The sequence below is a fragment of the Streptococcus sp. 2018162 genome, assembly GCF_019754175.1.
Classification (GTDB): Bacteria; Bacillota; Bacilli; order Lactobacillales; family Streptococcaceae; genus Streptococcus; species Streptococcus hashimotonensis.
The window spans coordinates 64,749-77,431 of the sequence record NZ_JAIJZP010000008.1; the positions used below are offsets into that span (position 1 = coordinate 64,749).

Annotated in this window: 13 protein-coding genes; all 13 read right to left on the minus strand. The window is 42.5% G+C overall.

Annotated features, from left to right (window positions below):
• Positions 1 to 15: 15 nt before the first annotated feature.
• Entirely contained in the window at positions 16 to 975 is a 960-nt protein-coding gene (locus K5Q22_RS07385) for an ROK family glucokinase (RefSeq protein ID WP_024390350.1), read from the minus strand.
• A gap of 91 nt (positions 976 to 1,066) precedes the next feature.
• On the minus strand, positions 1,067 to 1,402 hold the full coding sequence (locus K5Q22_RS07390) for a hypothetical protein (protein WP_024384244.1): 336 nt from the start codon (positions 1,400 to 1,402) through the stop codon (positions 1,067 to 1,069).
• On the minus strand, positions 1,403 to 3,271 hold the full coding sequence (locus K5Q22_RS07395; protein WP_105136113.1) for an ABC-F family ATP-binding cassette domain-containing protein: 1,869 nt from the start codon (positions 3,269 to 3,271) through the stop codon (positions 1,403 to 1,405).
• Positions 3,264 to 4,475 carry a CCA tRNA nucleotidyltransferase gene (locus K5Q22_RS07400; protein ID WP_205014216.1) on the minus strand — a complete coding sequence of 404 codons (1,212 nt, stop codon included), beginning with the start codon at positions 4,473 to 4,475 and terminating at the stop codon, positions 3,264 to 3,266. The genes K5Q22_RS07395 and K5Q22_RS07400 overlap by 8 nt, the downstream gene beginning before the upstream one ends.
• Complete coding sequence (gene dapB, locus K5Q22_RS07405) at positions 4,472 to 5,239, minus strand: 4-hydroxy-tetrahydrodipicolinate reductase (RefSeq protein WP_205014215.1); 768 nt, start codon at positions 5,237 to 5,239, stop codon at positions 4,472 to 4,474. Before dapB ends, K5Q22_RS07400 begins: the two co-directional genes overlap by 4 nt.
• Positions 5,240 to 5,247: 8 nt before the next feature.
• Entirely contained in the window at positions 5,248 to 6,099 is an 852-nt protein-coding gene (locus tag K5Q22_RS07410) for a DegV family protein (protein ID WP_014637961.1), read from the minus strand.
• 1 nt (position 6,100) lies between these two features.
• On the minus strand, positions 6,101 to 6,475 hold the full coding sequence (locus tag K5Q22_RS07415) for a DUF1149 family protein (protein ID WP_002934959.1): 375 nt from the start codon (positions 6,473 to 6,475) through the stop codon (positions 6,101 to 6,103).
• A gap of 95 nt (positions 6,476 to 6,570) precedes the next feature.
• Positions 6,571 to 8,526: a fructose-specific PTS transporter subunit EIIC gene (locus K5Q22_RS07420; RefSeq protein WP_205014214.1), complete on the minus strand. Its 1,956-nt coding sequence runs from the start codon at positions 8,524 to 8,526 to the stop codon at positions 6,571 to 6,573.
• Positions 8,523 to 9,434 carry a 1-phosphofructokinase gene (gene pfkB, locus K5Q22_RS07425; protein WP_205014213.1) on the minus strand — a complete coding sequence of 304 codons (912 nt, stop codon included), beginning with the start codon at positions 9,432 to 9,434 and terminating at the stop codon, positions 8,523 to 8,525. Before pfkB ends, K5Q22_RS07420 begins: the two co-directional genes overlap by 4 nt.
• Entirely contained in the window at positions 9,431 to 10,180 is a 750-nt protein-coding gene (locus K5Q22_RS07430; protein WP_205014212.1) for a DeoR/GlpR family DNA-binding transcription regulator, read from the minus strand. The genes pfkB and K5Q22_RS07430 overlap by 4 nt, the downstream gene beginning before the upstream one ends.
• A gap of 114 nt (positions 10,181 to 10,294) precedes the next feature.
• On the minus strand, positions 10,295 to 11,362 hold the full coding sequence (locus K5Q22_RS07435; RefSeq protein ID WP_205014211.1) for a histidinol-phosphate transaminase: 1,068 nt from the start codon (positions 11,360 to 11,362) through the stop codon (positions 10,295 to 10,297).
• Positions 11,363 to 11,392: 30 nt separating this feature from the next.
• Positions 11,393 to 12,118, minus strand: coding sequence for a tRNA (guanosine(37)-N1)-methyltransferase TrmD (trmD, locus tag K5Q22_RS07440; protein WP_024413623.1), 726 nt, complete (start codon positions 12,116 to 12,118; stop codon positions 11,393 to 11,395).
• On the minus strand, positions 12,108 to 12,626 hold the full coding sequence (rimM, locus tag K5Q22_RS07445; RefSeq protein ID WP_024385681.1) for a ribosome maturation factor RimM: 519 nt from the start codon (positions 12,624 to 12,626) through the stop codon (positions 12,108 to 12,110). The genes trmD and rimM overlap by 11 nt, the downstream gene beginning before the upstream one ends.
• Positions 12,627 to 12,683: the final 57 nt, after the last annotated feature.

Genomic DNA, 12,683 nt, shown 5'->3' on the forward strand with positions numbered 1-12,683 from the left:
CTCTGCTTTTAACGATTATTTCAAGACGAGTGATGCTGCGCCCAATACACCTGCATCATTACCACGTGTTGCCAAGACAATTTGTGTACTTTCCTTGATTTGTGGGAAGCTATTTTCAGCAAAGACCTTGCGAACGCCATCCAATAAAAACTCTCCTGCAGCTGATACACCGCCACCCAGAACAATGTAGGCAGGATTGAGGACTGCAGCAATGTTTGCACAAGCAACACCTAGGTATTCTGAGAAGTGACGGTAGACAATCAAAGCCAAATCATCGCCTTCTTTTGCCAAATCAAAGACATCCTTAGCCGTTACATCTTGACCATCGTCAATCATTTGTTTCAGTTTTGCATCGCCAGCGTATTGATCAGCATAGCGACGGCTGAGATTGACAATACCTGTTGCTGAAGCAACTGTTTCTAGACAACCTTTCTTACCACAAGTACATGCAAATGGCTCATCAAAGTCAACTGTGATATGGCCCAATTCACCACCAGCACCTTTGACCCCACGAATCAAGTTTCCAGCAGCGATGACACCACCGCCGACACCTGTACCAAGCGTCATAAAGACAACGTTTGGATTGTTGTTTCCAGCACCAACCCATTGCTCACCAAGGGCTGCAACGTTGGCATCATTGTCGATAAAGAATGGCAAACCAAGGGCAGATTCAAACTGCTCTTTAACCAATTGCAAGGTTTTCCAGTTGAGGTTATAGGCACCGATAACAGTACCAGCTTCGCTATCAACGACACCTGGAGACCCCATACCAACACCCAGGAAATCATCCTTTGTCAAACCATGTGTTTCAAATCGATGCTTGATACTGTCAATAATATCTGGAACAATATGACTTCCATCATCTAAAATATTTGTCTTGATGGACCATTTTTCTTGAATTTCTCCCTCAGTAGTCAAAATGGCCAATTTAACAGATGTACCACCCAAGTCAATACCGATAATTTTTTTAGACATAATCATCACCTCAAATGTATTTTCTTTATTATAACACAATGCAAAGGTTTGCGTAAAGCCTTTTCAAAAATTTGCACGGATAAAAATTGCCCTATCTGAAAAGATAGAGCAAAATTAAAAATTGAATATGTAAGATAAACCTTCCAATGGAAAAGAGCATGACTGTCGTAAAATTACTACCTTCTTTCGTTCCATTATAGAGAAAAAGAGTAGAAATAAAGGTAAATCCTAGAGCAAACCCCACCATCTGCAAGTCGTGATAAGACTGACTATAAAAATAAAGAGTGACAGCCAGCAAGAGCATGGATAAGACCGTTAACACCAAGCGCAATGTATTCATTTTTTTGGTCTTTAGATAGCTAAACAGAGCCGCTCCCAAGGTCACCAAGAGATAGATGACCATATATGACATGACAAGAATTTTCATCTAGCCCTCCAACTCGCTCAGATACTCATACCGCTCATATTTTTCCAAGAGCAGGTCGTTTTTCTCATCCAATTCCTTCTGCAAATCGGACAATTTTGTAAAATCACTACCACAGGTCAGCATTTCCGCCTCGATTTTCGCAATCCGCTCCTCCAAGCCAGCAATATCCTCTTCGATGGTTGCCCATTCCTGCTTCTCAAAATAGGACATCCGCTTCTTGTTCTCTTTGACCTTCTCGGTTTTCTCCTTTGGTTTTTCCAAGGAAATGGCAGAGCTGGAAGCCAGAAAGGCCTTCTCATCCAGGTAGTCTGTGTAGTTGCCAAAGAAGGTCTCTATACCGCTATCTTCGAAAGCCAAGATTTTATTGGCTACCTTGTCTAGGAAATAACGGTCGTGACTAACGGTAATGACTGGACCAGTAAAGCCCTGCAAGAAATGTTCCAAGACTGTCAGAGTTGCTATGTCCAAGTCGTTGGTCGGCTCATCTAGTAAGAGAACATTGGGCCGTTGCAAAAGAATCTTAAGCAAATAAAGCCGCTTCTTCTCCCCACCTGATAATTTCTCAATCAGGGTACCGTGGGTATTACGTGGGAAGAGGAATTGCTCCAAGAGTTCTGCGATAGAAACCATACCAGATGTCGTCTGAGCTTCTTCCGCCACTTCCTGCAAGAAATTGATGACCCGCTTGCTTTCATCCAAGCCCTTGATGGTCTGAGAAAAATACCCGATACGGATGGTTTCACCAATATCTACTTTACCGCTGTCTGCATGCAAATCACCTGCGATTAGATTGAGTAAGGTAGATTTTCCTTTACCATTATCACCAACAATACCGATGCGGTCCTTGTTTTGAATGAGCAGGTTGAAGTCTGTTAAAATGGGCTTGTCAGGATAGGAAAAGCTGACATTTTCAAAGTTAATGACTTTTTTACCGATACGAGAGGTTTCAAAATTGATTTCCAGTTCGCTATCGTCTATCTTGTTGGCTAAATCGCCTTTGAGGTCATGGAAACGATTGATACGGGCCTGCTGCTTGGTAGCACGAGCTTGAGGTTGTCTGCGCATCCAAGCCAACTCCTGCTTGTAGAGTTGCTCTTTCTTATGGCGAAGGGCGGCATCTCGCTCGTCCTGCTCCGCTTTTAAGCGAACATAATCCTGGTAATTTCCCTGATATTCGGTCAAGCTGGCGCGGTCCAATTCAAAAATCCGTGTGGCTACATTGTCCAAGAAATAGCGATCGTGGGTAATAAAGAGAACAGACTTTTTAGTATTTTTCAAAAAAGTCGTCAACCACTCAATGGTATCAATGTCCAGGTGGTTGGTCGGTTCATCCAGCAAGAGCAAGTCAGCATTGCCAAGGAGAACTTGGGCCAATTGCACTCGTCTACGTAGACCACCTGATAACTCAGCAACAGTTTTGTTGAGGTCTGTTAAACCTAGTTTTGAAAGAACTGTTTTAACCTGGCTTTCAATCTCCCAAGCATTGAGAGAATCCATCTCTGCCATGACTTTCTCCAGTCTTGCTTGACTGGCTTCATCGTAATGAGATAAGAGCAATTCGTATTCACGAATCAGCTGGGTTTCACGGAGGTCAGATGAAAGAACTGTGTCTAAAACGGTCTTACTGTCATCAAAATCAGGTTCCTGAGTCAGATAGGCGATTTTATAGGCATTTTTAGTACGAAAAGGCGACACATCTCCGTCAAAACCGATGCGACCTGACAGAACATCCAACAAAGTCGTCTTTCCTGTACCATTGACCCCGATAATCCCGATTCGGTCGCCCTGATGGATGATGAAAGACAGATCAGCAAAGACCGTTTTATCTCCGACAGATTTAGTCAGGTGTTCAACGATAAAATCACTCATTCTCTAAAATTCCTTTCACAAATGTCATAATCGCTTGCTCTTCGTTTTCCAGCTGTCCTTCCACAATCTGGAATTCCACCTCTTTGAGTAGTTCTCCTAATACTGGACCTGGTTTGATGTCAAATGCCTTCATCAGATGACCACCATTGACAACAATTTCATGCTTGTCATGGATAGTCAAGGCTTGGTCAATCTTGTCAATTGCTGCAAAATCTGTAACAAGACCTTGTGCCTGACGGAGTTCCTCTACCAAGTACAAGAATTCTTTGCCATACTTGAAACAGATTTGCTTGGTAACAGGGCCTGCTTGGCGAAGCTGATAGATCTCTACCAACTTGACCACGCTGCGTTGGAAATCATTGCTGGTTTTCCATTTTTTCAGGAATGATTTGATGTTATCAATACCTAGGCAGACAAAGAGCATGGCCCAAGCCTGTTCAGAAGTCGAAAAGCGAAATTCTGCTGTTAGGCTTGTTAGCATGGTCTCTAATTCATCACTTTTTCCAGCTAAATCAGGCAAGAAATCATAAGCCTTGGAATCAATCATAGCGCGCAAGCCTTTTCGCCAAAAATCCGCCATCAAGAGTTTATCAAACTCGATAAAACTGCGTTCTACAGAGATTTTTTCCAAGAGCGGTGCGGTTTCAACCATAGCTGTAAAGGTCGTCGGCTCAATCTCAAAGTCCAAGGTCGCCGCAAAGCGAAATCCACGCATGATACGGAGGGCATCTTCATTGAATCGTTCCGACGGAATGCCAACAGCACGCAGAGTGCGGTTTTCTAAATCAGTCATCCCATCAAAGAGGTCAACGATTTGAGCCTCTTCATCAAGGGCAAAGGCATTGACCGTGAAGTCGCGACGTTTGAGATCTTCTTCTAAGGAACGCACAAAAGAAACCTGGCTCGGTCTGCGGAAGTCGACATACTCCTCCTCTGTCCGAAAGGTGGTAATTTCATACTCTTTTTTTCCTTCTAATACTAACACCGTACCGTGTTCAATTCCGACATCAATAGTCCGTGAAAAGATTTGTTTCGTTTCCTGAGGGTAGCTGGATGTCGCAATATCGACATCATGAATAGGCCTACCGAGAATGGCATCACGAACGGAACCGCCAACGAAATAAGCCTCGTAACCAGCTGCTTTAATTTTCTCTAAAATCGGCAAAGCCTCCTGAAACTCAGAAGGCAGATTGTTTAATTTCATAATAAGTGTTCCAAACCATAAACGAGTTGTGAGCGTTTGACTACCTCTTTAATGCCGAGGTTGACACCGCCCATAAAGGAAATGCGATCGTAAGAATCATGACGAATAGTCAATCCTTCTCCCTGTGCCCCAAAAATCACTTCCTGATGGGCAACAAGGCCTGGCAAACGTACTGAGTGGATACGGAAGCCGTCAAATTCTGCACCGCGAGCACCAGCAATCAGTTCTTCTTCATCTGTTGTACCTTGAGCCTGTGACTGACGGACTTGGGAAATGAGTTCGGCCGTTTTGACAGCTGTTCCGCTCGGTGCATCCTTCTTCTTGTCATGGTGTAGTTCGATGATTTCAAGATTTGGGAAATACTTGGCTGCCTGTGCTGCAAATTGCATGAGCAAGATGGCGCCAATAGCAAAGTTAGGAGCAATCAAGCCCCCCAACCCCTTCTCAGCAGACAAGGTGGTTAATTCTTCAATTTCTTTAGGGGTAAATCCTGTCGTTCCAACCACAGGTGCGAAGCCATTTTCCAAGGCAAAACGGGTGTTTTCATAGGCAAATTTTGGCGTTGTAAAATCCACCCAGACATCAGCGTCTAGGCTGGCAACTTCTTCTTTTGTCTTGAAAACAGGAACACCATCTACTTCTGTTTCTGTCGCAAAGGGATCCACCAAGGCAGCCAGACTAAGTTCTGCGTCACCTTTGACCATCTCAACAGCCGTTGAACCCATTTTCCCTTTAAATCCTGCGATAATTACCTTAATTGTCATGCAAACTCCTATTCAATAATGGGAGAAATACCAAAGGCTACAGCTCCTTCTCCCAAGTGCGTACCGATGACCGAACCAAATGACACGATTGGTAAATCGCTACCGACACCTGCTTCTTCCAACTGCTGTTTAAAGTTTTCAGCCTTCTGAGGTGCGTTGGCGTGAATAATAGCAATCTGATATTGTCCTTCTTTGGTTTGTTCTTGGAGGATTTCCAAGAGTCGCTTAATGGCCTTCTTCTCCGTCCGAACTTTTTCATACACTTCAATCTTACCCTCACCTGTAAAATACAGAATCGGTTTGATGCTCAAAAGATTGCCAAGCAAGGCTGCACCATTGGACAAGCGACCACCTTTTACCAAATGATTGAGGTCATCAACCATAATAAAGGCAGTTGTTTTGCCAATCTCTTGGTCCAATTTCCCAGTAATCTCTTCAAAACTAAGTCCTGCATCAGCCCATTTAAGGACATTTTCCACCATCATGCCTAAAGGAGCCGATGTGATTTTGGTATCTGGAAAGGCAACTGTCAGACCTTCAAATTCATCAGCCAAATATTGAATATTTTGATAAAAACCTGAAATACCTGATGATAAGAATAAGCCAAGTGCGTGTGTATAACCTTTCTCTGTTAATTTAGCCAGAATTTCTTCTAGTTCCATCAAACTCGGTTGACTTGTTTTAGGTAATTCTTTCGATGAAGCCATTTTTTGATAAAACTCTTCAACCGTCAAATTTTGCCCTTCGATATAATTTTCCCCATCGATGCTGACTGGAATACTTAGGACAAACAGGTCATCCCGCTCAATACTTTGAACATTCAAAACAGCCGATGAGTCAGTTATAACTGCTAATTTCATATTAAAACTCCAAATTCACTCCTGGTGCATCAAAGGCGATTTCAGTAACCTCATAAGTCATTCGTTTTAAAATGTCCAAAAGAGGCTCTACCAAAACACGTTTTTCTTCATCAGTAAATTCAGTCGGCTCTTCTACCAATCGATTTGGTAAGTGAACGGCCTGACTCATGGCACCTGAAATCACAAAATGATCTAATACAATCATAAAGCGCAAAATGGTAATCATAGATGTTCGATTTTCCGCACGATTTTGCTCAATCAATTGAAAGTCAACTTTCAATTTTGTTTCCGGAATTCCGTTCTCTTTCTCCCACGCGTGATTGCGGGCATCAAAATGATACTGATTGACAAATTCTTTATCGCGAATGATTTCCATTTCAAGACTCCTCTAATAACAATAATACTCACATTATACCATAATCCTCGTGAAATAGCTAAAAAACCTTGCCAGAAGCAAGGTTTCAATCAAAATTATTTAGCTTTACGAAGTGCTCCGTAAAGGATACCTGATACAACCGCACCAATCAAAACATAGGCGATGTAAAGCAGTGGATTAGATGTCAAAGCGATAACGAAGATACCACCGTGAGGAGCCATCAATTGGATGCCTGACAAACCGACCAAGGCACCTGCAAGGGCAGAACCAGCGATAAAGCTTGGAATAGCACGTGCTGGGTCAGCTGCACCAAATGGAATCGCACCCTCAGTGATGAATGAAAGACCCATAACGATGTTAGTCAAACCTGAGTTACGCTCTTCTTGTGTGAATTTGTCTTTGAAAAGAAGGGTTGCAACGAATACTGCCAACGGTGGAACCATACCGCCTGCCATTACCGCTGCCATTGCAACAGAACCACCATCAGCAACAGTCGCTGCAAGCGTACCAGTACCAAAGACATAAGCTGCCTTATTGACTGGGCCACCCATATCGACTGCCATCATACCACCGAGGACAAGTCCAAGGAGAATTGCAGAGCTACCCTCAAGACCTGCAAGGAAGTTGTTCATACCAGTGTTGATAGCTGCCATTGGGATGTTGACGAAGAACATCAAGAAACCTGTGATAGCTGTACCCAAAAGTGGCAAGAGCAAGATAGCGTTCAAACCTTGAAGTGATTTTGGCATATTACGCAAAGCATTGCGAAGAACAAGCACGACACCACCGGCAAGGAAACCACCTACAAGGGCACCCAAGAAACCAGATGATACTCCAGCAAGGGCAAGGGTTTCTTCGCCACCAGCTGCGTAAGGAATTTTACCAAATGCAAGACCGCTGCTAGCGATTGCACCAGCTACGAAACCTGCTACCAAACCTGGTTTTTCAGCGATTGAGTAAGCAATGTAACCTGCAAGAAGTGGCAACATAAAGCCGAATGCTGCTCCACCAATCTTCATGAACATTGCTGAGATTTCATGGTATGAACCAAGACTACCAAGACTGTCTTGCGGCACACCTAGAGCTCCATCGAATAGGAAGGCAAGGGCAATCAAGATACCGCCACCGATAACGAATGGCAACATTTGAGAAACACCACTCATCAAGTGTTTATAGAATGCTTTACCAAGACTGAGTTTTTCAGAAGATTCCACTGTAGCAGCTCCTTCTGTTGCTGTATATTTAGATGCTTTTCCATCCAAAATGATATTAATCAATTCTTCTGCTTGTTTGATACCAGCTGCAACTGGACGAGAGACCAATGGTTTACCATTGAAACGAGGCATATCAACAGCCTTATCTGCTGCGATGATAACACCTGCTGCTTTCTTGATGTCTTCAGCAGTTAGTTTGTTTCCGACACCTGAAGCACCGTTGGTTTCAACTTTGATATCAACACCCATTTCAGCAGCTTGTTTCTTAAGTGCTTCTTCTGCCATGTAAGTATGAGCAATACCTGTTGTACATGCTGTAACTGCAACGATAAATGGACGATCACCACTTGGTGATGCAACCACTTCTTCAACTGCCTTATCTGCGGCTTCAGCTGTATCGAAGACTGCAATCACTTCTTCAGGATTTGTTGCCGCACGAAGTCTATCAGCAAATCCAGCTTTCATCAAGTATTTAGACAATTCCGCAAGGGCAGCCAAGTGGGTATCATTAGCACCTTCTGGAGCCGCAATCATGAAGAACAAGTCGGTTGGTTGACCATCAAGACTTGCGTAGTCAACACCCTTGTTTGATTTTGCAAAGAGAACAGTCGCTTCTTTTACAGCAGCATTTTTAGCGTGTGGCATTGCGATACCGTCACCAAGACCTGTTGTCGTTTGTGCTTCACGGTTCATGATACCTGTTTTGAATACGTCAAAATCCGTTACATAACCTTTATCAACCAAGCTAGTTATCATTTCATCGATAACAGCTTCCTTGCTTGTCGCTTGCAAATCAAGCAACATGACATCTTTTCTCAAAACGTCTTGAATTTTCATAGTGTTTCTACCTCAACTTTTTCATAAGTTTCCTTAATAAATTCGATACTTGCCAAATCGTCTGAAAAGGCTGTTGCCGTACCGCAAGCAACTCCCCATTTTAGGGCTTCGATTGGGTCTTGTGTGCGAACGTATTCGCCAGTAAATCCTGCCACCATGGAATCTCCAGCTCCGACAGAATTTTTCACTGTTCCCTTGATTGGTTTGGCAAAGTAGGTGGCTGTTGGAGTGACCAACAAGGCTCCGTCCCCTGCCATGGAAATGATAACATTCTGAGCTCCCATGTCTAAGATTTTCTTAGCATAGGTCTCGATGTCTGCAATGCCATTCAACTCGACATTGAAGATTGCTTCAAGTTCATGGTTGTTTGGCTTGACCAAGAGTGGTTGGTGAGTAAGTGAATCCAGAAGTGTTTGACCTTCAAAATCACAGACAACTTGTGCTCCTGCTTTTTTCGCCACCGGAATCAGTCTGTTATAGACTTCATTGCCAAGACTAGCTGGTGCAGACCCTGCAAAAACAACTGTGTCTTCCTTGGTCAAACCTGCTAAAACCATTTCTAATTCAGCCAATTGTGTATCTGTCACAATCGGTCCCAATCCGTTAATCTCTGTTTCTTGGTCGGCCTTGATTTTCACGTTAATACGTGTATCTTGGTCAACTTGTACAAAATCGGTATCAATGCCTTCAGCAACCAATCCATCCTTGATGAACTGGCCAGTAAATCCGCCAAGGAACCCTGTCGCTGTGTTTGGATAGCCCAAACGTTTCAAGACACGACTGACGTTGATTCCTTTACCGCCGGCATACTTATCGTCGCTCTCCATACGATTGACACTGCCCGTTTCGACATGTTCTAAACGAACGATATAGTCAATGGCTGGATTGAGCGTAACTGTATAAATCATACCTCGATTACCCTCGTTTTCTCTTTTATGATGTCCAACAAACTGCTCTCCGAAGTTTGACAGATAATGTTGGCTTTTTCGATTGCTGCAACTTTGGCAAAGGAAAATCGACCGATTTTTGACGCATCTGCCAAAACAAAGCTTTCTTTTGCATTGTCTATAATGGTGCGTTTGATGGTCGCTTCTTCGATATCTGGTGTTGTGAAGTGATTTTTATCTATACCATTCATACCAAGAAATGCCTTATCAAAGTTGAGCTGACGAATTTGTTCCAATGCTATCGCGCCAATAGAGGCATCGGTTGACTGCTTGACAATACCACCAATGATGATGGTCTTTACCTTGCGTTCAACTAACTTTACCGCATGATGGATAGAGTTGGTCACGACCGTTAGATTTTCCTGTTGAAGATAATCAATCAGTACCCCTGTTGTTGTGCCTGCATCTAAGAAAATCACATCTCCGTCCAAAATCAGTTGAGCTGCTCGTTCAGCAATCTCTCTTTTTTCTTGAACGTTTTTGACAGATTTTTCTAGAATAGACTCTTCCAGTTGCAAATTGGCGGGTGCTTCTGCTCCACCATGCACTCTTCGAAGTTTGCCTTCATTTTCTAGTTCATCTAAATCCCTACGAACAGTAGATTCAGACGTTGCTAGAATCTCAACTAACTCTTCCAATCGGACGAATTGCTGAGCCTGAATGCGTTCTAAAATGACTTGTTTGCGTTCTGATTTGAGAATATTCAACACCTCCTGCAATCGTTTACAAAATAAATTATACACTAAATAATATCATTGTCAATCATTTTCTAGCAAAATCTTTCAAAAAATGTCAATTTTCTTCAAAAAAAGAACAATCTCTTATGAAATTGTTCCATTTTCTATCACTGATGTGATCATCTCTTTAACCATAACCATCTCTTCTGGTCTTCCGATAGATAAGCGAATATAGCCTGCCAATTTACCCGTTGGATAGTATTTGAAATTCCAATCCTGTGCCAAGGCTTGCTGATAAAATTCTTCTGCCCACGGTGCTTTAAACGTTACGAAACTAGCCTGACTAGGTAGAACTTGACAGTTATCTAACCCTTGCAAGAATAAAATCATTTCTTCTCGCAAATTCTGAATTACTCCCACTGTTACTAAAACTTTATCTGTATAATTCAATGCAACAGCTGCCATTTTCGCAGTCAAGTTTGATAAGCTGAATGGGGGAATGACCTTGTCCAGTTCATAAATTAACTCTTCACTTCCTACCGCAAAACCAACTCGTAAGCCTGCAAGTCCAAAAGCCTTTGATAAGGTCCGTAGAACTAAAACATTGTCAAATTGTTGCAGACGACTGATGAAGCTTTCAACATTTGCAAATTCAATATAAGCCTCATCGATAACCAGCAAACCTTGAAAAGATTGTGCTAACCGCTCCAAGTCTTCCATAGAATAGGCAACAGATGACGGATTATTTGGATTAGACAGCATGAGAATTTTGGCGCTCGTTTCTTGAGCACGCGCCAACAGGCTCTCCACAGGCAAAACCAAGGTTCCATCTTTTTCAACCAGGTCAACGGCTTCAAACTGGCTACCATGCATGTGATTATAGGTTTCATACATGAAAAAGTCTGGATTAACAGTCAAAAAAGTATCATCTTTTTCCATAAAGGTAGACACAATCATGTGAATAAGGTGGTCCGATCCAACTCCGACTGTCACTTGTTGAGGACTTACTCCAAGGTAGTCGGCATATTTCTCAATCAGTTCCGAATAGGTATTATCCCCGTAGAAACTTAGGTGACTAACTTCCAAGCTCTCCAAGGTCTCTTGTGGCAAAAAGGACCAATCGATGATACGATTTTCGTTATTTCCTAAATCAAATCTTGCCTTTTGTTTGATTTTATAAGGTTGGTAGTGTTCAAATACCTTGCGTTTCATCATTTCTCCTTCTAGCAAGAAAAACACAGTCTAATCAACTGTGTCTTCTGCTTTGATTTTTTCAAAAATAGCTAACTCTTCAGCTGTAAAATTGTAGTTTTCTAACAAGTCTGGACGACGTTGATAGGTTTTGCGTAGACTTTCCTCCAAACGCCATTTACGAATATTTTCATGGTGACCGCTCATTAATACATCTGGAACTACCATTCCACGATACTCGTATGGTCGGGTGTATTGAGGATATTCCAATAGCCCTGATGAAAAACTATCATCCGTATGACTGACTTCCTTACCAATAACCTCTGGAATCAGGCGAACGGTAGCATCGATCATGGTCATAGCTGCCAACTCTCCACCTGTCAGAACATAGTCCCCGAGAGAAATTTCATCCGTTACCAAAGTTTTAATCCGCTCATCATATCCTTCATAGTGACCGCAGATGAAAATCAACTGCTCTTCTTGTGCCAATTCTTCAGCATAGGCCTGATTGAAAGTACGCCCAGCGGGATCCAATAGGATAACACGTGGAGTGGTTTGTTCAATGCTATCCATGGTATCAAAAATTGGCTGGGCACGGAGCAACATACCTTGTCCTCCGCCATAGGGTTCATCGTCCACATGGCGTGCCTTTTCAGCTTTCTCTCGGAAATTGTGGTAGTTGATTTCCAACAAGCCCTTGTCACGCGCCTTACCCACAATAGAGTGTTCTAGAGGTGCAAACATCTCAGGGAAGAGGGTCAAAATATCAATTCTCATCGTCTAGGCCCTCGAGCAATTCCACATCGACACGGTTATTTGGAATATCAATGTTCAAGACAACAGGTGGAATATATGGCAAGAGCAAGTCTTTCTTACCTTTTCTTTTCACAACCCAAACATCATTGGCACCTGGTTGTAAAATTTCCTTGATTTGTCCAATCAGAATATCATTCTCATAGACATCCAAGCCGATAATCTCATGGTAATAAAATTCACCGTCTTCGAGATCGGTCAAGTTTTCCTCGGCGATTTTCAAACTAAAGCCCTTGTACTTTTCAATATCGTTGATATGATACATGCCCTTAAACTTGATAATATCAAAGTTTTTAGCCTTACGGTGACTAGCAATTTCCACTTCCATGACAAACTGATCCTTGTCATTAAACAAGGCTAGTTTTGCCCCTTTTTTGAAGCGTTCTTCTGCAAAATCGGTCACAGATAAAACACGCATTTCTCCTTGCAAACCTTGGGTATTGACAATCTTTCCTACGTTAAAATAATTCATGACTTCTCCATTTGATTTTCTATCTTTTTATTTTAACATGAGCAAGATATTTTCACA